The organism is Marinobacter confluentis (assembly GCF_004785685.1).
In the GTDB taxonomy this organism is placed as follows: Bacteria; Pseudomonadota; Gammaproteobacteria; order Pseudomonadales; family Oleiphilaceae; genus Marinobacter; species Marinobacter confluentis.
The window spans coordinates 941,630-964,462 of record NZ_SRPF01000001.1; the positions used below are offsets into that span (position 1 = coordinate 941,630).

A 22,833-nucleotide genomic window follows, 5' to 3' on the forward strand; every position below is an offset into this window, starting at 1 on the left:
CCCCCTTTAATAGGTCCGGATCTTCGGTTCGAAGGTCGGAACAGTCTTCGGCGTGAAGTTGACGTCCCTCTTGCCCAGCCGCTTTTCAAGCGGAAAGTACAGGGAGTGCTTCAGCCAGTTATCGTCATCACGCTCGGTGAAGTCATTACGTGCATGGGCACCGCGGCTTTCCTTGCGCTCGAACGCCGATACGGCGGTAGCCAGCGCCACCTCGTAAAGGTTGTCCAGCTCCAGCGCTTCAATGCGCGCGGTGTTGAAGGCGTTACTGGTATCAGACAACTTGGTCTTCTTGCACCGCTCACCAATGGCTTCCAGCTTTTTCAGGCCTTCTTCCATTGCCGCTCCATCGCGGAAAACGCCAAAGTACAGCTGCATGCAGCTCTGCAGATCCTTGCGTACGTCAGCAACGCTCTCGCCTTCTGACGCTGAATTCAGGCGGTCCAGGCGGGCCATGGCTGCCTTGATGTCTTCTTCGCTGGCGCCGTCGACTTCAAAGCCACCGCGAAGCTGCTCTTCGATGTGCAGGCCGGCTGAACGGCCGAAGACCACCAGATCAAGCAATGAGTTACCGCCAAGACGGTTTGCACCGTGAACCGATACACAGGCTGCTTCACCGCAGGCAAACAGGCCGGGAATCGGTTGGTCTTTGCCGTCTTTATCCTGGGTCAGCGCCTGACCACCAACGTTGGTCGGAATACCGCCCATCATGTAGTGACAGGTTGGCACCACCGGAACCGGCTCTTTCACCGGATCAACGTGGGCAAACGTGCGTGAAAGCTCGCAGATACCCGGCAAACGGAGATTCAGTGTCTCTTCGCCCAGGTGATCAAGCTTCAGAAGAACATGGTCTTTCTCCGGGCCGCAACCCCGACCCTCAAGAATCTCGATGACCATGGCACGGGCTACAACGTCACGGCCAGCGAGGTCTTTGGCGTTGGGGGCGTAACGCTCCATGAATCGCTCGCCTTCGGAGTTGATCAGATAACCACCTTCACCCCGGCAGCCTTCCGTTACCAGTGTGCCAGCACCATAGATGCCGGTGGGGTGGAACTGCCACATCTCCATATCCTGCATCGGGAAGCCGGCGCGCAGCGCCATACCGATGCCGTCGCCGGTATTGATCAGGGCGTTGGTGGTTGACGCGTAAATGCGTCCCGCACCGCCGGTCGCCAGTACTGTCGCCTTTGCCTTGATGTAAGCAACTTCGCCGGACTCAATTTCTATGGCGACAACGCCAACCACTTCGTTTTTGCTGTTCTTGACCAGATCTACCGCATACCATTCGTTCAGGAAGGTTGTACCGCCCTTGAGGTTTGCCTGATAGAGAGTGTGCAGAAGCGCGTGACCGGTACGGTCAGCCGCGGCACAGGTCCTTGCGGCCTGGGTCGGGTTATCCGGCCCCTTGGACTGTCCGCCGAACGGACGCTGATAAATCCGGCCCTGCTCGGTGCGAGAGAATGGCAACCCCATGTGCTCGAGCTCGAACACCGCCTGGGGACCGACCGAACACATGTACTCGACAGCGTCCTGGTCGGCGATGTAGTCAGACCCTTTGACGGTGTCATACATGTGCCAGCGCCAGTCATCATTGGGATCCGCACTGGCAATCGCACAGGTGATACCACCCTGAGCCGACACTGTGTGTGACCGGGTCGGAAACACCTTGGTGATGCAGGCCGTGTTGACGCCGGACTCGGTCAGCTGAAGCGCAGCGCGCATGCCGGAACCGCCGCCGCCAATCACAATTGCATCATAAGACATGGTCTTGATGTTAGACATTAATTAAAGCCCCCACAGAATCTGAATGCCCCAAACCAAATACACGAACATCGCAAGTCCACAGACCGCCTGGAACAGGAATCTCGGGGCTGCAGCCTTGATATAGTCCGTTGATACTGTCCAGAGGCCGACCCACGCATGGGCCCCAATGGAAATCAGGGCCAACAGCGTGAATATGCGGAACCAGGTCTGACTGAAAAGCCCTGACCAGGTCTGATAGTCAATGTCTGTCGTGAGTGTGAAACCCAGTAAAAAAATTGTATATAGAGCAAGTACGTAAGCGGTGACCCGCTGGACCATCCAGTCAAAGACGCCACTTCTGCCAAGGTTCGTTACGCTATTTACCATACCCAGACTCCTGCCAGAATGATGAGGATAACTGACACCACTACCGTGGCCTTCGCGGCGAGACGACCGCTTTCCAGTTCTTCGCCGATACCCATATCCATCAGCAGGTGCTTGATGCCGGCAACCAGGTGGTACAGCAGGGCGGACAGAATGCCCCAGGTGATCAGCTTCGCCAGGAAGCTGTCCAGCAAGTCAGTTACTCGACTGAAGCCGGCCTCTCCACTCAGGGAAAGTTCAAGTCCATACAGCATGAAGGCAACACCAACAAAGATGATGATGCCACTGATGCGATGCAAAATGGACGTTATGGCTGGCAGTGGGAAATGAAACTTGCCGAGATCGAGATTTACTGGTCGTTTGCTATTCACAGCGCTCTCACACTCTCTTTTTTAATTCCACTAACCGGATTGAATCCGACTGCGGAGGGGTTGGTATGTACAGATCGGTATGCGGCTACGATGCCGACACACGATTGGCTCAGGATGGGGTCCGGGCGTGCGCTCTTCTGAATCCGGCGCTGTACTCAGGAAGTCCCCGATTACGGGCTAGGGATTATAAGGAGTGAGCCCTGTAATTACAAACGCGCAAGGTTGCCAGAGCCCGTGAAATCAAGGCTTCCCCTCGCGCCAGCAAAGCCGCCACACGGTGCCGGATCATGACATTTGTGGTCTGCTTCATTGACAAAAAAAGCCAACGCCCTATATTTTGCCGCCAGTTTTGCGATAATACGCGCCATCTGAAGCTTCCAAACGCTTGAAAGCATCCCAATGTTGATAAATAGGAGAGCACCATGACCGATAAGAAAGCCACGCTTTCGGTGGGTGACAAGTCCATAGAACTGCCGATGTATTCCGGCACCGTCGGCCCCGACGTGATCGATGTACGCAGTCTGGTTCAGGAAGGGATTTTCACTTACGATCCGGGGTTTGTCTCGACGGCGGCCTGCGAATCCGAAATTACCTACATCGATGGCGCGAACGGCGTTCTCCTGCATCGCGGCTACCCTATTGAGGAGCTGGCAGAGAACTCAGACTATCTCGAAGTCTGTTACCTGCTGCTGAACGGCGAACTTCCGAGCCCCGAAGAAAACCAGAAGTTCCATCAGACGATCAAGAACCACACCATGCTTCATGATCAGATGCGCAACTTCTATCAGGGCTTCCGCCGCGACGCTCATCCCATGGCCATCATGTGTGGCGTGGTTGGTGCGCTCTCCGCTTTTTACCATGACCAGATGGACGTGACCGACGAGCACGAGCGGGAGATCACGGCGCACCGTTTGATCGCCAAAATGCCCACTATTGCGGCCTGGTGTTACAAATACAGTATCGGCCAGCCGTTCATGTACCCGCGCAACGATCTGTCCTACGCTGAAAACTTCCTGCAGATGATGTTTGGCGTGCCCTGTGAAGAGTACGTTCCGAATCCAATCCTGGCCAAGGCCATGGACAAGATCTTCATTCTGCATGCAGATCACGAGCAGAACGCGTCTACCTCGACGGTGCGCCTGGCGGGCTCAACCGGCGCCAACCCCTATGCCTGCATCGCATCTGGCATTGCAGCGCTCTGGGGCCCGGCCCATGGCGGCGCCAATGAAGCAGTGCTGGATATGCTGGCCGAAATTGGCGATGAATCGAACATTGAGAAATACATCGCCAAAGCCAAGGACAAGGACGATCCGTTCCGTCTGATGGGCTTTGGCCACCGGGTTTACAAGAATTTCGATCCACGCGCCAAAGTCATGGCCGAAACGGCCCATGAAGTCCTGTCCGAACTGGGCCTGGAAAATGACCCGCTTCTTAAAATCGCTCAGCGTCTCGAGAAGATCGCGCTGGAAGATGACTATTTCGTGCAGCGCAAACTCTACCCCAACGTGGACTTCTACTCCGGCCTGATCCTCAAGGCTATCGGCATCCCAACGTCCATGTTTACCGTTATTTTTGCGCTGTCACGCACCATCGGCTGGTTCTCTCACTGGAATGAGATGGTCAGCGGCAACTACCGCATTGGCCGCCCACGCCAGCTGTATACTGGCTCCGACGTGCGCAAATATCCGAAAAAGTAAGGCTCAGAACTGCGCTTCAAGAAAGGCCGCGACTAAAGCGGCCTTTTTTGTGCCCGGACATTCTGTAATGATTCAACAATATCAATAACAACATCACACCGGAGAGCAATCAATGAGCAAAAAAGCGGCATTTCTCGGACTTGGCGTTATGGGCTATCCCATGGCCGGGCACCTGGCCAATGCAGGCATTGACGTTTCTGTCTGGAACCGGACATCCGCAAAAGCAGAAAAGTGGGCCGGCGAATACAGTGGCAAGGCCTGCAGGACCATTGCGGAAGCCGTATCTGACGCTGACCTGGTTTTCGCCTGCGTCGGTGCCGACAAAGACCTCAAAGAAGTTTTCGAAGGCCCAGACGGCGTCATTTCAAATGCCAGAGCCGGCGCAGTTCTGGTCGACCACACCACGGCATCTGCCGGTGTTGCTGAGCATCTGGCAAAACTCGCCGCCGGGAAACAGCTGGAGTTCATCGACGCCCCTGTCTCCGGCGGTCAACAGGGCGCCGAGAAAGGCCAACTGACGATCATGTGTGGCGGTAACGAACCGGCCTTTGAAAAAGCCCGCCCGCTAATGGAGCACTACGCCAAGGCGCTAAACCTGATGGGCCCGGTTGGCAGTGGCCAGAGAACCAAAATGGTCAACCAGATTGCCATTGCCGGACTGGTTCAGGGACTGTCAGAAGCGCTCCACTTTGCCGAGCAGGCCGAGCTGGATGTTCAGAAGGTGGTGGACGTCATTTCCAAAGGCGCAGCCCAGTCCTGGCAGATGGACAATCGCTCCGCCACCATGATTGCCGACAAGTTCGACCATGGGTTTGCGGTGGACTGGATGCGCAAGGATCTGGCGATCTGCCTGGATGAAGCGCGCAAGAACGGCGCCAGGCTACCGGTGGCAGCACTGGTCGACCAGTTCTATGGCGAAGTGCAGGATCTTGGCGGAAACCGTTGGGACACGTCTTCGCTAATCAAGCGGCTAAGAAAGAAGTGATTGCTAGCCACGGAACCCGTTGGGCTCCGTGGCAAACCTATTTCTTTTTGTCCTGCTTGTCCTGAGGCACCCAACGCCCGTTTTGATACCAGGCAGACCAACCAGTGGCCTTACCGTCCTTTTCGGACATGACGTACTGCTCTTTGGTCTTGCGGCTGTATCGAATCACTGCCGGGTTGCCCTGCGGATCCTTTTCCGGGGCCTCCATCAAGAAGTCATACTTGGGATCAATCTCTTTGCGATGGGGTTTGATTTCCATCACCAACGGAGGTCGCGTCTCCCGGTTTTTCGGGAATTTGCTGGCTGCCAGGAAAAGGCCCGATGCACCATCCCTGAGAACATAGGTGTCATCAACCTTCTGGCAGGTCAGTTCCGGCATGGGTACCGGGTCCATCTTGGGTGGCGCAGGTTCACCGTTTTTCAGCAACTTGCGGGTGTTCTTGCACTCGTCATTGGTACAACCGAAATACTTGCCGAAACGGCCGGTTTTCAGCTGCATTTCCGAGCCGCACTTGTCGCACTCAAGGGTCGGCCCCTCGTAACCCTTTATGCGAAACGTGCCCTTTTCAACTTCAAACCCCGAACAATCCGGATTGTTGCCGCAGACATGAAGCTTTCGCCCTTCATCTACCAGGTAACTGTCCATCGCCGCACTGCATTTAGGGCAGCGCCGCTTTTTGCGCAGCAGCCTGGTTTCGCCCTCACCTTCCACGTCTTCATCGGCGCTGACAACCTCGTCACCGGACACCAGGTTGATGGTGGTTTTGCAACGTTCCTTGGGTGGCAATGAATAGCCGGAACATCCCAGGAACACCCCGGTGCTGGCCACGCGAATCTGCATGGGCCGCTCACAGGTGGGACACGGAATGTCCGTCTCTGTGGGGGTGTTGGCCCGCATTCCGCCTTCATCACCGCTTTCGGCCGTTTCGAGCTGCTTTCTGAAGCGGCTGTAGAAATCATTCAGGACTTTCTTCCACTGCACATCACCGGCAGCAATTTCGTCCAGCTCGTCTTCCATGCGCGCGGTAAAGTCGAAATCCATCAGGTTCGGGAAAGACTCTGACAGCCTCTCGGTGACAATCTCGCCCATTTTCTCGGCGTAAAAACGGCGGTTCTGAAGCCGTACATAGCCTCGATCCTGGATGGTCGAGATGATCGATGCGTAGGTAGACGGACGACCAATACCCTGCTTTTCCAGCTCCTTGACAAGGCTGGCTTCGGTGTAGCGTGGCGATGGCTTGGTAAAATGCTGGGTCGGATCCAGCTTTTCAAGACCGAGGGCCTCGCCTTCTTTTATATCCGGCAACGCAATGTCTTCGTCTTTCTTGGACGTTTGCGGCGCGGCCTTCAGAAAACCCTCAAACTTGATGATGCGCCCGCGGGTGCGCAGCTCGTAATCGCCGTTGGCGACCATGATGGACGTGCTCAGGAACTCGGCATCCGCCATCTGGCAGGCGATGAACTGGCGCCAGATCAGCTCATAGAGCTTCTCAGCGTCCTTCTCCAGGCCCTGAATATCGGTAGGGCGTCGGTCCACGTCTGTGGGTCTGATGGCTTCGTGAGCTTCCTGAGCGCCTTCCTTACTGCCGTAGACTCGTGGTTTCTCGGGAAGAAACTTTTCGCCAAAGACCTTTTTGACGTAATCCCGGCAGCTGGTTACAGCGTCCTGGCTCAGGTTGGTCGAGTCAGTACGCATGTAGGTAATAAAGCCCGCTTCATAAAGACGCTGTGCCAGCATCATGGTTTTCTTGACGCTGAAGCCCATGCGGTTACTGGCAGCCTGCTGCAGCGTAGAGGTAATAAAGGGTGCCGTCGGACGTGATTTTGTGGGCTTGTCTTCCCGCTTGGCCACCTTGAAGCTGCCTGCTTTCAGGCGCTCGACGTGTTCGTTGCTCTGCTCTTCAGTAGACGGCCGATAGGCCTGTCCGTCATGGCGGGTCACTTCGAACCGGATCGGATTGGCCGTGTTGCTTCGGGTCAGATCTGCATGCAACTGCCAGAATTCTTCCGGCACAAACTTGCGGATTTCCCGCTCGCGTTCAACGATCAGCCTTACGGCAACCGACTGAACCCGCCCGGCTGACAGGCCCCGGGCAATTTTTGCCCACAGCAGTGGGGACACCATGTAACCAACTACCCGGTCCAGAAAGCGACGTGCCTGCTGGGCATTGACACGATCATTGTCCAGGTTACCCGGGTCCTTGAAGGCTTCCTGGATCGCGCGCTTGGTAATCTCGTTGAAAACGACCCGACGGTACTTTTCAGGCTCGCCGCCTATGGTCTGCTGCAGATGCCAGGCAATGGCCTCCCCTTCGCGGTCAAGGTCCGTCGCGAGATAGATGTTGTCAGCAGACTTCGCCAAACGCTTGAGTTCGCTGACGACCTTCTCTTTACCGGGCAGAATTTCGTAACGGGCGTCCCAGTCATGATCGGGGTCAACGCCCATGCGGGCCACCAGCTGGTCCCGCGCCTTCTTCTTTTTATGAACGGCCTTTTCTTCCGGACTCATCTTACGGGTAATCGCCGCCTGCCTGGCCCGCTCTTTCGGGTCAGAAGTCGATCCGGAACCGCTAACAGGCAGGTCCCGGATGTGGCCAACACTGGACTTAACGATAAAGTCCGGCCCGAGGTATTTGTTGATGGTCTTCGCTTTAGCTGGCGACTCTACAATAACGAGGCTTTTACCCATATCGGAGTTCTGTATCCTTGGCGATGGTCGGTTAAAAAAACAGCAAACCGTAAACTCGCAGTAAAATCAGTCGGCTAGAAAAGTCTCAATAGCCGCCATAGATGTATAAGTGCATTGTTGTACAGGGTCAAGAAAAGCAAGACAACCCATTCGTGAAAAATGCGGCACGGTTTTTGTCAGGATTCTCACTGGCCACAGACAAGAAGGCCCGGCAATTGCCGGGCCTTCTCTGGGTGCTTCAGGGATTCACATCAGCGAATCACAGACGCTCCCAAACCGTGGCAATGCCCTGCCCCAGGCCGATGCACATGGTGGATACACCAAGCTTACCGCCTTTGGCCTGCATGACGTTCAGCAGTGTGGTGGAGATACGCGCACCGGAACAGCCCAGCGGATGCCCAAGAGCAATCGCACCACCGTTCAGGTTCACTTTCTCTTCCATCACACCCAGCAGTTTCAGGTCCTTGAGCACTGGCAGCGACTGCCCTGCAAAGGCTTCGTTCAGCTCCCAGAAGTCGATGTCTTCAACTTTCAGGCCTGCCCGCTTGAGCGCTTTCTTGGTTGCCGGAACAGGGCCATAGCCCATGATCGCGGGATCACAGCCGGCCACGGCCATGCTGCGGATCTTGGCAATCGGCTTGAGGCCAAGGGCTTCGGCGCGCTCGGCTGACATCAGCACCATCGCAGCCGCACCGTCCGTTAGCTGTGAAGAGGTACCGGCTGTGACCGTGCCATTCTTGGGATCGAACGCTGGTTTAAGCTGGCCAAGCGACTCAACCGTGGTTTCCGGACGGATGGTCTCGTCCTCTTCGATCAGCGTCTTGAAGCCATTTTCGTCGTGACCTTCAATAGGAACGATTTCGTTCTTGAAGCGCCCTTCTTTTGTGGCTTCATGAGCAAGACGGTGCGACCGTGCGCCGAACTCGTCCTGCTGCTGACGGCTAATGCCATGCATCTTGGCCAGCATTTCTGCGGTCAGACCCATCATGTTGGAGGCTTTCGCGGTGTACTTCGAAGCCGCCGGATTGTGGTCAAAGCCGTCCGTCATGGGAATGTGGCCCATGTGCTCAACACCACCGACCACGAACACATCACCGTTACCGGTCTGGATCGCCTGGGCCGCTGTATGGATTGCGCTCATGGCGGAACCACACAGACGGTTGACGGTCTGCGCCGCAGACTCATGGGGGATGCGCGTCAGCAGTGAAATCTGACGGGCCACGTTAAAGCCCTGCTCTTTGGTCTGGTTTACACAGCCCCAGATCACATCTTCAACTTCTTTTGCATCGAGCTTTGGATTGCGCTCAAACAGTGCTTCGATCAGCGCTGCCGACAGGGTTTCCGCTCGTACATTACGGAAACAACCGTTTTTGGCACGCCCCATCGGAGTCCGCACGCAATCGACGACGACAACGTCTCTCGGATTAAGGCTCATAGATCTTTCTCCGTTCGGAAATCTCGTTCAGGGTTAGCCAAAGAACTTTTCGCCAGTCTTGGCCATCTCACGCAGTTTCTCGGTCGGGTGATACAGAGGACCAAGATCTGCAAACTTGTCTGCCAGTTCAACGAACTTGTCCACACCCATGTCATCGATGTAGCGCAGAGCACCACCACGGAACGGCGGGAAGCCGATACCGAAGATCAGGCCCATGTCTGCATCGGCAGGGTCTTCAACAATGCCGTCTTCCAGGCAGCGAACTGTCTCCAGGCACAGGGGCAGCATCATACGGGCAATGATGTCCTCGTCACTGAAGTCGTTCTTACCCTGAACAACCGGCTCAAGCAGTTTGTAGGTCTCTTCATCAACAACCTTCTTCTGCTTGCCCTTGCGGTCCAGTTCGTACTTATAGAAGCCCTTGTCGTTCTTCTGTCCGTAACGGTTGTTATCGAACATCACGTCAATGGCGGTTGTTCCTTCGTGCTTCATGCGATCCGGGAAGCCCTCGGCCATGACTTCACCAGCATGCTTGCCGGTGTCCATGCCTACAACGTCCAGCAGATAGGCCGGGCCCATGGGCCAGCCAAACTTTTCCATAACCCGGTCAACGTGCTGGAAGTCAGCGCCGTCACGCACCAGGTTCACAAAGCCGCCGAAATACGGGAACAGAACACGGTTGACCAGGAAGCCGGGGCAATCGTTGACAACAATTGGTGTCTTGCCCATGGCCTTGGCGTAGGCAACCGTGGTTGCGATAGCACGATCACTGGTCTTCTTGCCACGGATAACCTCAACCAGCGGCATCATGTGTACCGGGTTGAAGAAGTGCATGCCACAGAAGTTTTCCGGACGCTTCAGGTTTTTCGCCAGAAGGTCGATGGAAATGGTGGAAGTGTTGGACGTCAGGATCGCATCTTCGCGAACGTTGTCTTCAGTCTCGCGCAGAACCGCGTCTTTGACCTTCGGGTTTTCAACAACGGCTTCGACCACCAGGTCAACGCTCTTGAAGTCACCGTAGTTCAGAGTCGGCGTGATGCTGTTCAGCACGTCGGCCATCTTGCCGGCGTCCATCTTGCCCTTGTCGACGCGCTTGGTGAGCAGCTTCTTGGCTTCTTTCAGACCCAGCGCGATACCTTCCTGGGCAATGTCCTTCATGATGATGGGCGTGCCTTTCAGCGCAGACTGATAGGCTACACCGCCACCCATGATGCCAGCGCCCAGAACGGCGGCCAGCTTCACTTCATTGGCCTCTTTTTCCCACGCCTTGGCCTTTTTCTTGAGCTCCTGATCGTTCAGGAACAGACCAACCAGGCAGGCTGCCACGTTGGTTTTGGCCATCTTGGCGAAGCCTTTTGCTTCTACTTCGATCGCCTTGTCACGGGTCAGGCCGGCGTGCTTCTGCATCACCTTGATGGCTTCAACCGGTGCCGGGTAGTTCTTGCCAGCCTGGGCCGCAACGAAACCCTTGGAGATTTCAAACGCCATCATGCTTTCCATGGCGTTCAGCTTGATCTTGCCCTTCTTCTCTTCACGACGGGCCTGGTAGTCAAACTTGCCTTCGTTGCACTGCTTGATAATCGCAATGGCGCTTTCAACCAGCTTTTCGCTTTCAACAACGGCGTCTACCGCACCAACCTTCAATGCCTTGTCTGCACGGTTTTCGGTGCCGCCACAGATCCACTCAACGGCGTAGTCAACACCGACCAGGCGCGACAGGCGAACCGTGCCACCAAACCCCGGGAAGATGCCCAGCTTGACTTCGGGCAGGCCGACCTTCGCCTTCGGGTCCATTACCCGATAATCGGTTGCCAGGCACATTTCGAAACCGCCGCCCAGTGCCATGCCATTGATGGCCGTCACCGTGGGAAAAGGCAGATCTTCAATGGCGCTGAATACTTCGTTCGCCTTCAGGTTGTTGGCAACCAGATCTTCCTCCGAGCCGGCAAACAGCTCGGTGAATTCTGTAATGTCTGCACCAACGATAAAGCTGTCCTTGGAGCTGGTCACGACCAGGCCTTTCAGGCCTTTCTTCGCTTCCAGCTTGTCAGTCGCGGCGCGGAGCTCTTCAATCGTCAGACGGTTGAACTTGTTCACTGACTCGCCCTGCAAGTCAAAGTTCAACTGAGCGATCCCGCCTTCGATCTCTTTAACCGTGATGGCTTTACCTTCGTAAATCATCAACTGATCTCCAGTCTGTGTTTGGAACTGCTGAAACAGCCACACAAGCGCTTCGCGAGGCGACCGCCAATGCAGCGAGATTTCGTTCACTACCCGATCAACCGATTCAGGAATTCATACAGTCGTTTGAATCGTGGGGTGACACGATGAAAAAAAACAGGCCGTTTGTCAATTTGTTTCTGGCTGAATCGCCAATCATCGGGCTCTTGTGCCGCCCCCAACCAGGACGCTCAAAAGGTGGACTTGTTGTATTTCAAACAGCTATGACGCACTATTCAGAAAGCAAAGCAGCTTATAACAATCATTTTAAGATCGTTGACATTTGCGCGTCCCAGACCGGTCAAAAACGCTTGATTGGTCGGGGCAGTTACTTTACCTTCGCGTTCAGACTTTAGTCTACAATAATAACATGGCCTCTAACGGAGACTCATCCGATGAAAGACGCTCAGTTGCGTGCCCGCTCCCTGGTTACCGCACTCTTCCTTTTGTTAATAACCTCGCTCACGGCAACGGCACAGGAAAACAGCAGTGATGCTTTCCTGTCGAATCTTCACCAGTTCCGTGTCAGCAACTACATGTCACTGGATGCCTACTATCGTTTCAGCGCCGTGGGGGATACAGAAACCCTGAACGAAATCGTCGCCAACATTAATGAAGCCAACGACGCAATGAACTCAGTCGCAGACAGCACCACCGGCATTCTTTCCGAAGAACAGGTAGAAAACCTGAACCTGGCCTTTGATGAATTCAAAGACCTGATGCGCAGCAACATCAATGACGTGCGTAACACTGGCTTCCCTGACCTGCGCCTGGTATCCGACATGGCAAACCAGGCTATTACCCTGAACGAAGCGGCCACTGAACTGTATGAAGTGGCCCAGGAAAGCCGGGAGACAAAAACCGATTCCCGCGTCGAGGCCGCACGCTCGGCAGCCGTTACCATGGCGCAGATGATGGCCAAGTACTCTGCCCGCACCAATTCCCAGGCCGCCCAGACGTTTCAGGGTTCATCCAGCGATGTGCCTCTGGACGAGCAGGCCAGACAATTCGATGCGCTGCTTGCAGACATCAAAAAGGGTGAGGTCAGCGGCGAGCTCAAGTCCACACTCGACAGCCTGAGCTCAAAATGGCAGTTCATCCGCGGCTCGTACATTAATTTCAACGATAACAATGTGGCGTTCGTCATCGATCGCTACTCGAAAAGAATTCTCGACGGCCTTGAAACCACAATCACACTTCTGAACGGCAGCGCCTGATCGTCCAGCTCCTTTCTACTTTTGATCCTTTCCAGTATTGAATTACACTTGAAACAGAGCCCTGGGGCACCACGTCCCGGGCCGTCTGAACCCCGGTTTCAAGGAGTGATGAAATGGCCATCTATAACAAAATGCTTGTTGCGATAGACCTGACCGAGGAGGCGCCGCACGTCCTCGATAAGGCCATGGACCTCAGTAAAACTTACGGCGCAGAAGTCGTGCTGGTGCATGTGGTTGAGCCGGTAGGTTATGCCTACGGCGGGGATATCCCCATGGACCTGACAGAACTGCAGGATCAGCTGGACAAGGCCGCCAGGGAGCAGCTCCAGGCATACGGAGACAAGCACGGCATAAAACCGGAGAACCAGCTGGTGCTTATTGGGCGGCCAGAATCGGAAATACACCGGCTATCGGAGGAAGTGGGGGCGGATCTTATCGTGGTGGGCAGCCACGGACGCAAGGGCTTTCAGTTACTGCTGGGATCAACAGCCAACGGTGTGCTTCATGGCGCCGTCTGTGACGTGCTCGCGGTCCGTATCCAGAGTTAGGAACGCAAAGCACCGGGGGTTCTTCTACAGAACCCCATCCCCTTTCATCTTCGCTTCAAGCTTGCGCAGCTGACTTTCCAGGGAAAAGCTGACGCTTGAAGCCATCGAAAAGAAATTCAGCAGCGCTTTGAGGTTACTGTCCCCTTTACACACCGAGTGTATGCGTTGCCACAGAGCCTGATTAACCAGTTGCAGCCGTTGATTGCGGGCCACCAGTCCCTTGAGATCCCAGTCTGGTGCTTCGTCGTTACGCTTTGCAAGATACTGCTGTAAGAGGTAATGGGAAACGCTGCGCATGATGAATTCATCGTTGCTGGCGAAAGGAAGGTGGTGGATAGCCATGGGCTTGAGCTCGGAAAGAACCGGACAGCCACTGGTGGCCATTTTGAGACCAAGCAGAGAACGTAGCGCCTCTTCCAGAGTCGTTGACTTGGAATAGGTGCGGCGTTCGTCCTGAACCACAACGGAGACCTTCTGGTAGGCATCCTCGGCCTGAAACGCGGTCACAACCGGCAGAATTTCAACGGCAGCGGGGCATCGGGCGACCTCAGATGCTTTAAGCGGACAGTTTGAGCACTGGCAATGCTCAAGCCTTGTCCAGGCGGGCAGGTTTGCCTGTCTCGTATCTGCGGGCTGCTCGGTCACCCGGAATTCAACGGGGGCCCTGCCTTCCAGTTCAAAACGATAGTTAACGTTCATTCGTTAGCCTGTTCTTCAAGTTCCATCCAGCGCTCCATCAATGAATCAAGCTGGCGTTGGGTTTCCGACATCTCTTCGAGGGTTGCGGTCACCTCTTCCGGTGCCCTTGAATAGAACTCGGCAGCGCCTACGGTTGTTTGCAGCTGCTCAAGCTTTGCCTCCAGAGACTCTATATTTTTTGGTAGCTCTTCCAGTTCCAGCTTGAGCTTGTAGCTGAGTTTTGCCGGCCTCGTCGTAGGCGGTTTTTCTGCAGGTGGCGCTGGTTTAGCGGGCGTTTTGCTGCTTTTCTGGGTGCGTTGTCCCGCCTCGGCAGGAAAACGTCCGCCCTGCCGACGCCAGTCGGAGTAGCCGCCCACGAACTCACGCACCTTACCGGAACCATCCAGAAAGACCGTGTCTGTTACCACATTATCCAGAAACTCCCGGTCGTGACTGATCACGATCACCGTACCTGCAAACTCGACCAGCCTGGCTTCCAGCAGTTCCAGGGTTTCTACGTCGAGATCATTGGTCGGCTCATCCAGAACCAGGATGTTTGCGGGTTTGCTGAACAGCTTTGCCAGCAACAGTCTCGCCCTTTCACCTCCAGAAAACACACGCACCGGTGAGCGCGCACGTTCCGGACTGAACAGAAATTCCTGCAAATAACCCAGCACGTGTTTGCTCTGGCCATTGATTTCTATGAACTCGCGACCTTCCGAGAGGTTGTCCAGGGCATTTCTGTCGAGGTCCAGGGCGCCACGAAGCTGATCGAAATAGGCGACCTGAAGATTGGTTCCGAGTCTTATCTGGCCCTCCGTGGGCTTGAGATTTCCCAGCATCAGTCGAACCAGCGTCGTTTTCCCGGTGCCGTTCTCACCTACCAACCCGATCTTGTCACCGCGCAGAACGGTCATATTCATCCCGGTGATGATGGGCTGGCTACCCTCGTAGGCGAAGCCTGCGTCACGTGCCTCTACCACCAGCTTGCCGGAACGGGCGGCATCTTCGACCGCAAAAGTCGCCGTGCCACCGCGCTCTCGCCGTTGAAGCCGCTCCTCACGCATGGCCTTGAGGGCCCGAACCCGCCCCATGTTGCGGGTTCGGCGGGCCTTGATGCCCTGGCGAATCCAGGCCTCCTCCTGCTTCAGGCGCTTATCGAACAGCGCGTTCTGGCGTTCTTCTTCCTCCAGGGCCTTTTCTTTGAGCTCCAGATACCGGTCATAGCTCGCTGCAAAGCTCACCAGTTGACCCCGGTCCAGCTCCACCACACGGGTAGCCATACGGCGGATAAACGCGCGATCGTGACTGACAAACAGAATTGCGCCCCGGAACTGCGCGAGGGCTTCTTCCAGCCAGGCAATGGCAGGCACATCCAGGTGGTTGGTTGGCTCATCCAGCAACAGTATGTTGGGGTCGGTAACCAGTGCCCTGGCCAGCAGCACTCTTCGCTGCCAACCACCTGAAAGAGTGTTCAGGGTCTGATCGGGATCAATCGAGTACTGTGCAAGGATATCGCTGACTTTCTGGTCGAGGCGCCAGCCATCCAGTGCTTCCAGGCGGTCCTGCACCTTCATCAGGCGGTCCATGCTGTTTTCATCGGCGGACTGGGCCAGGTGGTGGAATTCGGTCAGCAGCTTGCCGGTTTCGGGAAACGCACTGGCAACTGCCTCATAAGCGGTGCGCTGGTCGTCAACCGGTAGATTCTGGGGCAACACCGAAAGCACCGAGCCGGCGTCCAGCCTCACTACACCGCCATCAGGCTGAATCTCACCGCTGACAATGCGCAACAGTGTCGATTTGCCCTCGCCATTGCGACCCAGCAGACAGATGCGCTCGCCCGGCTCCACAGTCATCGTGGCCCCGTCAAGCAGGGGCTGCATGCCGAATGACAGCGAAACGGCATCAAGGGTAAGCAATGGCACTGTGTTATAACTCCTGTTAGACGATTGAAACCCTGTCACCCACTGAGAGCAGGCCCCGGGTATTGTGAACCCCGTTTACGCCGAACATGACCCCGTCAGGGGTCTTGCGGTAACTGGCCAGCATTCTGAGCGGCTGGCCGTCGGGCGAACGCACTCCGGTGTCCGGGTTCACTGTGGTCAGAATGCAGCGCGAGCAGGGTTTGACCAGGCTGATGGAAACATCGCCGATCATCATTTCTGTCCAGCCATCTTCAGCCCAGGCGTCAGCGCCGCTGATCACCAGATTCGGCCTGAAACGCCGCATATCAACCGGCTGGTCCAGCCTGGTGTTCAACTCGTCCAGGGATGCGGTATTGGTGACCAGAAACGGGAAGCCATCTGCAAAACTGACACGACGATACGCGGGAACCCAGTCTGGATCAACGCGCCGGAATGTGGCCTCATTCATGTACACAAAGTATACGCGTTTGCCGCAAAATCTCGACAGTGCCTCTGAAGCCTCAGGAGCGCCGAGAACTGCATTGACCTGATCACGCCACACCTCCACATCGCAGGGATCTGCCTGGGGTACCAGGCGGAATTCTCCTTCTCCGGGAATACTGACGACCACGTCGGCGCCATCGAAGCGGGTACTGACCATCGCAAGTTCAGGGCTGGCACGTTGAGTCACGAATTTCTGGCGGCCATCGACAATCATCCAGCGCCGATCCCCCTGCGGGCCAAATTCGTCCAGGGACATGGAGTCAACTGCGATGCCTGCAAGGGACTTTACCGGGTAAACAGCCAGGGAATGAATGTGCATTGTGACCTCAGTCTTCCAGCGGGATACAGCAATTGAGGAAGTATAAAACGAAAAAACCCGGCATGGCTGCCGGGTTTCTGAAAATCTGGAGCGGGAAACGAGATTCGAACTCGCGACCCCAACCTTGGCAAGGTTGTGCTCTACCAACTGAGCTATTCCCGCCTGATCAACGAAAACGCATTCTACGGATTCGCCCCCCGCCGTCAATAGTTTTATTGGCCAAAACGCTTGCCGGTTTCAAGATAGGCCAGCTCGTCAGGCCGGGATTGGCGTTTCAGTGCCGCGTTCCTGTGAGGGAAGCGGCCGAATTGCTCAATGATATCCCGGTGGTCCCGGGCAGACTGCAGAAAGCTCTGCATAAAGTCGCCTGCGATACCCTCCGTCGAAGCAGCTAGCTGTTCATAGCACTCCACAGACAGAGCCTGGTCATCACTTTTCTCGGAATGCTGCAGGGGCATATACAGAAAACCCCGCTGTACCGGCGGCAGCGCCATATCCTGGCCCCGGCGCAGAGCTTCCTTGCAGAGTTTTACCGCCAGCCGGTCATTCTGGAATGCCAGGGCACCGCCCCGGTGAATCTGACGGGTGAACTGGTCTAGCAGAAGTATTTCAGCCAGCGCACCCCCCGGCTCGGCACGCCAGTGGCTCAAGCCGTCTTCAGAGGCAAACAGAACCATCGACATAAAGCGACGGCGGATTTCCTGATCAAACGCCCGACTGGCACGGAACCAGCGGTTGCGGTGGAAGCTGTCGGGCAGACCATGCTCGTCGAGCTCACCGAACCAGAAATCCAGAATCTCCTTCCAATCGAACATATACGTTATCCTACCCTTAACTCAAAAACGTAAAGGAGCACACATGAGCGGCGATCCGGCCATAATTCTTCTTGCCCATGGTAGCAGCGACCCGCGCTGGTGCGAGACTTTTGAAAAACTGGCCGGTCCGACGCTGCAGTCGGTCCCCGGTTCCCGTATCGCCTATATGGAACTGGCCGAACCATCCATCGACACGGTGGTGTCCGAGGGTGTTACGTCTGGAACCCGGGCGTTCAAGATAGTCCCTCTGTTTCTGGCCGCTGGTCGTCATTTACGTAAAGACGTCCCGGGAATGATCACCGAACTGGAAAAAAGCCATGGTGTCACGATTACACTGGCGGCACCGATCGGTGAAAACCCGCAACTCGGCGACGCCATCTGCGACGTTGTCAGGCAGGAGCTCGCAAGGCACTCCTGAACCACCAAACACTTACAGGCCAAATGGAGACGGAGCACATGGACAAACGCATTCTGATCACTGGAGGCACCGGCTTTATTGGCCAGGCACTGTGCCCGGCCCTGTTACAGAAAGGCTATTCCCTGACCGTTCTGAGCCGCCAACCTGACCGGGTTGTCCAGGCTCTGTGCGGCCGCGTTGAGGCAGTGGGCGACCTGAAAAGTCTGAACGCGCACCCCGGGTTTAACGCGGTGATCAACCTGGCCGGTGAAGGCATTGCCGACAAGCGATGGACAGAGTCACGCAAACAGGCTCTGCGAGACAGCAGGATTGCACTGACCAACGCCCTCGCAGAGGTTATCAGCAGCTGGGAGCAACCGCCCGAGGTGCTGGTGTCGGGATCGGCGGTTGGATTTTATGGCGACCAGGGCAAAAAACCTGTCAACGAGGCATCAGCACCGGTCGATGAATTTACCCACCGAATGTGTCGCGACTGGGAAAAGGCCGCGTTAGCCGTCAGTAGCGACCGCACCCGGGTCTGCCTGGCGCGCACCGGCATTGTGGTCGGCCCCGACGGTGGCTTTCTCCAGCGAATGCTGTTGCCGTTCAAGCTTGGTCTGGGAGGACGCATCAGCGATGGCCACCAGTTCATGCCCTGGGTTCACCGGGACGACGTGGTGGCGGCACTGATCTGGATGCTGGAAACCCCGGAAGCCCAGGGGCCCTACAATCTGGTGAGCCCCAACCCGGTCAGCAATCGCGAGTTCACATCGACGCTCGCCGGTGTTCTTCATCGGCCGGCCATTTTCCCGGTACCCGCGCCAGTGCTGAAACTCGGTCTGGGCGAAATGGCACGCCTACTTCTGACCGGCCAGAAAGCCCACCCCGAGAAACTGTTACACGAGGGGTTCGAGTTCCGCTATGAGGAACTCAAGACGGCCCTGGAAGACGCCACCGGCTGCTGAACAGGCGATGGGGGGTTTTGGCAAAAACTGTTTGACAGAGCCCATCGCCTTTCTTAATATACGCGCCACCTCGACGAGGCAAGGCAAGAAGCGATGCGTCCCCTTCGTCTAGTGGCCTAGGACTCCGCCCTTTCACGGCGGCAACAGGGGTTCGAACCCCCTAGGGGACGCCATTTTCGCTTCGCTTTGCAGCAAAACATCTCCTCCTGTTTCCCCTACGATTTCACTAATAATTTGCAGAATAATCCGGCATTTGCGAGACAACATTTCGTAACTACTGCTATAGTCGGTTGGGTCCCCACAAATCCGATCTGGTTTCGAAAGTTAGATCATGCCGAAACTTCTGAGTCGCCTGCAGCGTTTTAAATCCGGGTCTCCCCTGTCTTTCAGGCTGCTCGCTTACATCCTGTTATTCAGTTCGGCCTTCACCCTGGTCAGCTCGGCCATTCAGATCTACTCCGACTTCCGCAAAGACGTTTCCCAGATTGATCGCAGAATGCAGGTTGTCGAAACAGGTTACGCGTCCAGCCTCGCCCGAAGCCTTTGGGCACTTGACCAGAAGCTTCTGCAGACGCAGCTTGAAGGCATACTCAGCCTGCCAGACATCGTGCACCTGAGGCTGAAAATCGAACCGGATTCAGAACTTGTACTGGGCAGTATTCCGACCAACACCACAACCAACAGCCACAGCTTTGACCTGGTTCATCAGGGTGATGACATGTTTACTCTGGGGCACCTGACGGTGACCGCAGATCTGCAGCGGGTGTACGCCGATCTGGAAGAGAAAGTCCTGGTCATTCTGGCCACCCAGTTTCTGAAAACCTTTTTCATTTCCATTCTCATAGTCTGGATATTCCAGTATTTTGTCGCGCGCCATCTAACGGCTATGGCTGACTACGCCCGAGGCTTCTCCCTGAATAGCCTTCGCGAACCCCTGAAGCTTGACCGGCCAGACACGCCGCTGAACAACAGCGACGAACTGGCACAGGTCACCGACGCTATCAACCACATGCGCGAACGACTGTCCGAGGATCTGGAGCGGCAGAAGCGGGACGCCCAGGAAATCCGGAAATTTTCCAAAGCGATCGAACAGAGCCCTTCATCGGTTCTGATCTGTGATCGAAAATGGCAGATTGAATACGCCAACCAGAAATTTACTCAGCTGACAGGCTATGATCTGGACGCCATTGCCGGTAAACACCCCGGCACCCTGAGCGAGGACATCAATGCCCACCGTGAAAGCCGGCAGCTTTGGCAATCCATCCGCCTACAGGTCCAGCGAGTTGGTGTCTGGCAGGGCGAAGTCAATAGTGCACGCAAAAACGGAGAACGCTTCTGGGAACAGCTCATCGTAACGCCGATCAAAGCCAGTGACGGTGAGGTGACCGGCTACCTGATCCTCGGAGAAGACATCAGTATCCGCAAGCGTTATGAACAGCAGTTACTGCGCCAGGCCAACTATGACATCCTGACCGGCCTGCCCAACCGCATGCTGGCGCTGGACCGGTTAAAGCTGGCGCTGGCGCAGGCGCGCCGGGAAAACACCCTGGTCGGCGTGATGTTCCTGGACCTGGATAACTTCAAGCACATCAACGACACCCTCGGGCACGATGCCGGCGACAACCTGCTCATCGAGGCCGCAAGAAGGATTTCCAGCTGTCTTCGGGGAACCAGTACCGTTGCCCGACTGGGTGGCGATGAGTTTCTTGTCGTGCTGCCCGGGCTGTCGGACCCGCAAGCTACCACACAGGTCGCACAGCGGATTCTGACCACTTTCGAGCCACCCTACATCCTCAATGGTCAGGAAGTCTTCGTGACCACCAGTATCGGCATCTCGATCTTCCCCCATGATTCCGACAACAGCGGTATGCTGCTACAACACGCCGATGCGGCCATGTACCAGGCCAAGAACAAGGGCAAGAGCGCGTTTGCGGTATTCGCGCCGGAAATGACCGAAGTCTCCCACGAACGCCTGCAGATGGAATCTCTGATGCGCCGGGCGTTGGAGCAGCAGGAGTTCGAGCTGTATTTCCAGCCCATCGTTCGGACGGAGACCGGGCAAATGGCGTTCGCCGAGGCGCTCCTGCGCTGGAACAACCCAAGCCTGGGCATGGTCATGCCAGATCGATTCATACCGCTGGCAGAAGAAACCGGACTGATCATGCCCATTGGTGAGTGGGTCCTGAAAGAAAGCTGCAAGGCTGCAATGCGCTGGCGCACCGAGACTGGTCACCGGATCGGTATTTCGGTTAACGTGTCGCCCCGGCAGTTTCGGGACCCTGACTTTGTGCAGACCGTGATGCAGGCTCTGGAACAGAGCGGGCTCGAGCCGGACCAGCTGGAGCTGGAGATTACCGAACGGCTGATTCTCGACAACACCATCGAGACCGCAGACATACTGCGTGAGCTGGACCAATCCGGTATCCGGCTCTCGGTCGACGATTTCGGTACCGGCTACTCGGCGCTCAGCTATCTCAAGAGTTATCCGTTTGACACCCTGAAGATCGATAAATCCTTCGTTCAGGACGTGATGACGGAGCATGACGATGCCTCGCTGGTTCGCGCCATCATCAATATGGCCCACAGCCTGGGTTTGCGTGTCATTGCGGAAGGCGTGGAAGAAGAAGCACAGACCCACTTCCTGAAAACCGAAGGCTGTGATTACTCACAGGGCTATTTCTACAGTCGGCCGCTGCCAGCCGCCGACTTTGATACCTGGCTATCCAGCAATCACCGGGTATAGATTAAATACACACGGACGAGTACCACCATGGAAGAGACACTGCTAGTCGTAAACTGCGGCAGTTCATCCCTCAAACTTGCCCTGTTTGACGGCGAACATCGAAAACTCGCGTCAGCCCTCGCCGAACGCATCAACCAGAAGGACGCGTTTGCCCGCATAAGCGGTGATCAGGAAACCATCACCCTGCCCCATCACGCATCGCACGAACAGGCACTTCGGGTTCTGGTCAGCGCATTTCGTGAACGTCAGCTGATGACATCCTCACTTTCCGCCATCGGCCATCGGGTGGTCCATGGTGGCGAAAACTTTCGCCAGAGCGTGCGGATTGATGATGGGGTCATCAGCGCCATTGAAAAATGTTCTGAGCTTGCGCCGCTTCATAATCCGGTCAACCTGTCCGGCATACACGCCACCTGTAAACTGTTCCCGCACACACCACAGATTGCGGTTTTTGATACCGCCTTTCACCAGACCCTGCCCAGGCATGCCTTCATGTATGCCGTACCGAGCGTCTGGTACCAGGACTGGAGCGTGCGTCGGTACGGCTTCCACGGCATCAGCCACGGATTCATCGCGTGCGAGGCCGCCCGTGTTCTGGAAAAGCCGCTGGAAGCGACATCGGTCATATCGGCCCATCTGGGCAACGGTTGCAGCATCACTGCCATTCGCGACGGTGCCAGCGCGGATACCAGCATGGGCATGACTCCGATGGAAGGCCTGGTGATGGGTACCCGCAGTGGCGATATAGATCCGGGGCTGTTTGATTACCTACAGGGCAAAGGAGTCAACGCCGAAGAGCTTCATCAGGCTCTGAACCGGAAAAGCGGTCTTCTGGGCCTGTCCGGCGAGACCAATGACATGCGTTCACTGTGCAAACTTGCCGAAAGTGGCCACGACTCGTCGCGGATTGCGATCGATGTATTCTGCTTTCGTCTGGCCCGCTACATCGGCGCCATGATGGCCTCGCTGAAGGAGTTGGATGCACTGGTATTCACCGGCGGTATCGGTGAAAACAGCGACCTGGTGCGTGAGACAACCCTCAGCCACCTGAGCCTGCTGGGATTTGAAGTAAGCACCGAACGCAATCGAACGCACGGCCGATCCAGCCAGCACCGGATTAACAGTGACGGTTCCCGGTTCCCGGTTCTGGTCATTCCCACAAACGAGGAACTGGTGATCGCGCGGGAAGCTTCACGGCTTGCCAGCCCAGCCTGACCCGACA

The 22,833-nt window shown here is 56.1% G+C and carries 18 protein-coding genes and 2 tRNA genes; 9 read left to right on the forward strand and 11 right to left on the reverse strand.

Annotated features, from left to right (window positions below; translation table 11 throughout):
• Nucleotides 1-6: 6 nt before the first annotated feature.
• From sdhA to sdhC, 3 genes are read right to left on the reverse strand one after another with little or no spacing between them, the layout of a single operon-like run.
• Entirely contained in the window at nt 7-1,779 is a 1,773-nt protein-coding gene (gene sdhA, locus E5Q11_RS04390) for a succinate dehydrogenase flavoprotein subunit (protein WP_135802154.1), read from the reverse strand.
• Nucleotides 1,780-1,782: 3 nt separating this feature from the next.
• Complete coding sequence (sdhD, locus tag E5Q11_RS04395) at nt 1,783-2,127, reverse strand: succinate dehydrogenase, hydrophobic membrane anchor protein (RefSeq protein WP_135802155.1); 345 nt, start codon at nt 2,125-2,127, stop codon at nt 1,783-1,785.
• A complete protein-coding gene (sdhC, locus tag E5Q11_RS04400) occupies nt 2,121-2,495 on the reverse strand; it encodes a succinate dehydrogenase, cytochrome b556 subunit (protein WP_135802156.1) in 375 nt (124 codons plus the stop codon). Before sdhC ends, sdhD begins: the two co-directional genes overlap by 7 nt.
• 422 nt (nt 2,496-2,917) lie before the next feature.
• On the opposite strand from sdhC, the gene gltA reads away from it, so the two are divergent.
• Nucleotides 2,918-4,192: a citrate synthase gene (gltA, locus tag E5Q11_RS04405; RefSeq protein ID WP_135802157.1), complete on the forward strand. Its 1,275-nt coding sequence runs from the start codon at nt 2,918-2,920 to the stop codon at nt 4,190-4,192.
• A 112-nt stretch (nt 4,193-4,304) separates the two neighbouring features.
• Nucleotides 4,305-5,177, forward strand: coding sequence for an NAD(P)-dependent oxidoreductase (locus tag E5Q11_RS04410; RefSeq protein WP_135802158.1), 873 nt, complete (start codon nt 4,305-4,307; stop codon nt 5,175-5,177).
• Nucleotides 5,178-5,214: 37 nt separating this feature from the next.
• Here the strand turns inward: E5Q11_RS04410 and topA are convergent, their stop codons facing one another.
• The 3 genes from topA to fadB form a co-directional block, all read right to left on the reverse strand.
• Nucleotides 5,215-7,866, reverse strand: a complete 2,652-nt coding sequence (gene topA / locus E5Q11_RS04415; protein ID WP_135802159.1) for a type I DNA topoisomerase — start codon at nt 7,864-7,866, stop codon at nt 5,215-5,217.
• Between the two features lie 259 nt (nt 7,867-8,125).
• Nucleotides 8,126-9,301 carry an acetyl-CoA C-acyltransferase FadA gene (gene fadA / locus E5Q11_RS04420; RefSeq protein WP_135802160.1) on the reverse strand — a complete coding sequence of 392 codons (1,176 nt, stop codon included), beginning with the start codon at nt 9,299-9,301 and terminating at the stop codon, nt 8,126-8,128.
• 33 nt (nt 9,302-9,334) lie between these two features.
• Nucleotides 9,335-11,482 (reverse strand): fatty acid oxidation complex subunit alpha FadB, encoded by a 2,148-nt coding sequence (gene fadB, locus E5Q11_RS04425; protein ID WP_135802161.1) that lies wholly within the window; start codon nt 11,480-11,482, stop codon nt 9,335-9,337.
• A 434-nt stretch (nt 11,483-11,916) separates the two neighbouring features.
• Between fadB and E5Q11_RS04430 the strand changes: the two genes are divergently transcribed.
• Both E5Q11_RS04430 and E5Q11_RS04435 read left to right on the forward strand, forming a co-directional pair.
• Nucleotides 11,917-12,738 carry a hypothetical protein gene (locus tag E5Q11_RS04430; protein WP_135802162.1) on the forward strand — a complete coding sequence of 274 codons (822 nt, stop codon included), beginning with the start codon at nt 11,917-11,919 and terminating at the stop codon, nt 12,736-12,738.
• A 113-nt stretch (nt 12,739-12,851) separates the two neighbouring features.
• Nucleotides 12,852-13,286 (forward strand): universal stress protein, encoded by a 435-nt coding sequence (locus E5Q11_RS04435; protein WP_135802163.1) that lies wholly within the window; start codon nt 12,852-12,854, stop codon nt 13,284-13,286.
• A gap of 24 nt (nt 13,287-13,310) precedes the next feature.
• Here the strand turns inward: E5Q11_RS04435 and E5Q11_RS04440 are convergent, their stop codons facing one another.
• From E5Q11_RS04440 to E5Q11_RS04460, 5 genes are all read right to left on the reverse strand, one after another.
• Nucleotides 13,311-13,985 carry a DUF6901 family protein gene (locus E5Q11_RS04440; RefSeq protein ID WP_135802164.1) on the reverse strand — a complete coding sequence of 225 codons (675 nt, stop codon included), beginning with the start codon at nt 13,983-13,985 and terminating at the stop codon, nt 13,311-13,313.
• Nucleotides 13,982-15,889 (reverse strand): ATP-binding cassette domain-containing protein, encoded by a 1,908-nt coding sequence (locus tag E5Q11_RS04445; RefSeq protein ID WP_135802165.1) that lies wholly within the window; start codon nt 15,887-15,889, stop codon nt 13,982-13,984. The genes E5Q11_RS04440 and E5Q11_RS04445 overlap by 4 nt, the downstream gene beginning before the upstream one ends.
• Nucleotides 15,890-15,905: 16 nt before the next feature.
• Nucleotides 15,906-16,691: an MOSC domain-containing protein gene (locus E5Q11_RS04450; RefSeq protein ID WP_135802166.1), complete on the reverse strand. Its 786-nt coding sequence runs from the start codon at nt 16,689-16,691 to the stop codon at nt 15,906-15,908.
• Between the two features lie 86 nt (nt 16,692-16,777).
• Nucleotides 16,778-16,853: transfer RNA gene (locus E5Q11_RS04455), tRNA-Gly, on the reverse strand.
• 50 nt (nt 16,854-16,903) lie between these two features.
• The gene (locus tag E5Q11_RS04460) at nt 16,904-17,506 is read right to left on the reverse strand and encodes a DUF924 family protein (protein ID WP_135802167.1); all 603 of its coding nucleotides are present in this window, start codon (nt 17,504-17,506) and stop codon (nt 16,904-16,906) included.
• A gap of 43 nt (nt 17,507-17,549) precedes the next feature.
• Between E5Q11_RS04460 and E5Q11_RS04465 the strand changes: the two genes are divergently transcribed.
• The 5 genes from E5Q11_RS04465 to E5Q11_RS04485 all read left to right on the forward strand — a co-directional run bounded on the left by E5Q11_RS04465 (nt 17,550) and on the right by E5Q11_RS04485 (nt 22,826).
• Nucleotides 17,550-17,924 carry a sirohydrochlorin chelatase gene (locus E5Q11_RS04465; protein WP_135802168.1) on the forward strand — a complete coding sequence of 125 codons (375 nt, stop codon included), beginning with the start codon at nt 17,550-17,552 and terminating at the stop codon, nt 17,922-17,924.
• A gap of 38 nt (nt 17,925-17,962) precedes the next feature.
• Nucleotides 17,963-18,868 carry a TIGR01777 family oxidoreductase gene (locus E5Q11_RS04470; RefSeq protein ID WP_135802169.1) on the forward strand — a complete coding sequence of 302 codons (906 nt, stop codon included), beginning with the start codon at nt 17,963-17,965 and terminating at the stop codon, nt 18,866-18,868.
• 97 nt (nt 18,869-18,965) lie between these two features.
• Nucleotides 18,966-19,041 (forward strand) — tRNA-Glu (locus E5Q11_RS04475).
• A gap of 158 nt (nt 19,042-19,199) precedes the next feature.
• A complete protein-coding gene (locus tag E5Q11_RS04480; RefSeq protein ID WP_135802170.1) occupies nt 19,200-21,611 on the forward strand; it encodes a bifunctional diguanylate cyclase/phosphodiesterase in 2,412 nt (803 codons plus the stop codon).
• A 27-nt stretch (nt 21,612-21,638) separates the two neighbouring features.
• Complete coding sequence (locus E5Q11_RS04485) at nt 21,639-22,826, forward strand: acetate/propionate family kinase (protein ID WP_135802171.1); 1,188 nt, start codon at nt 21,639-21,641, stop codon at nt 22,824-22,826.
• The last annotated feature ends 7 nt before the right edge of the window (nt 22,827-22,833 follow it).

Coding starts and splice junctions, on each gene's coding strand:
- E5Q11_RS04470 (WP_135802169.1), top strand. CDS start 17,963: ATGGACAAACGCATTCTGATCACTGGAGGCACCGGCTTTATTGGCCAG.
- E5Q11_RS04465 (WP_135802168.1), top strand. CDS start 17,550: ATGAGCGGCGATCCGGCCATAATTCTTCTTGCCCATGGTAGCAGCGAC.
- fadB (WP_135802161.1), bottom strand. CDS start 11,482: ATGATTTACGAAGGTAAAGCCATCACGGTTAAAGAGATCGAAGGCGGG.
- E5Q11_RS04485 (WP_135802171.1), top strand. CDS start 21,639: ATGGAAGAGACACTGCTAGTCGTAAACTGCGGCAGTTCATCCCTCAAA.
- E5Q11_RS04430 (WP_135802162.1), top strand. CDS start 11,917: ATGAAAGACGCTCAGTTGCGTGCCCGCTCCCTGGTTACCGCACTCTTC.
- E5Q11_RS04480 (WP_135802170.1), top strand. CDS start 19,200: ATGCCGAAACTTCTGAGTCGCCTGCAGCGTTTTAAATCCGGGTCTCCC.
- E5Q11_RS04450 (WP_135802166.1), bottom strand. CDS start 16,691: ATGCACATTCATTCCCTGGCTGTTTACCCGGTAAAGTCCCTTGCAGGC.
- E5Q11_RS04435 (WP_135802163.1), top strand. CDS start 12,852: ATGGCCATCTATAACAAAATGCTTGTTGCGATAGACCTGACCGAGGAG.
- E5Q11_RS04410 (WP_135802158.1), top strand. CDS start 4,305: ATGAGCAAAAAAGCGGCATTTCTCGGACTTGGCGTTATGGGCTATCCC.
- sdhD (WP_135802155.1), bottom strand. CDS start 2,127: ATGGTAAATAGCGTAACGAACCTTGGCAGAAGTGGCGTCTTTGACTGG.
- E5Q11_RS04460 (WP_135802167.1), bottom strand. CDS start 17,506: ATGTTCGATTGGAAGGAGATTCTGGATTTCTGGTTCGGTGAGCTCGAC.
- gltA (WP_135802157.1), top strand. CDS start 2,918: ATGACCGATAAGAAAGCCACGCTTTCGGTGGGTGACAAGTCCATAGAA.
- topA (WP_135802159.1), bottom strand. CDS start 7,866: ATGGGTAAAAGCCTCGTTATTGTAGAGTCGCCAGCTAAAGCGAAGACC.
- E5Q11_RS04440 (WP_135802164.1), bottom strand. CDS start 13,985: ATGAACGTTAACTATCGTTTTGAACTGGAAGGCAGGGCCCCCGTTGAA.
- sdhA (WP_135802154.1), bottom strand. CDS start 1,779: ATGTCTAACATCAAGACCATGTCTTATGATGCAATTGTGATTGGCGGC.
- fadA (WP_135802160.1), bottom strand. CDS start 9,301: ATGAGCCTTAATCCGAGAGACGTTGTCGTCGTCGATTGCGTGCGGACT.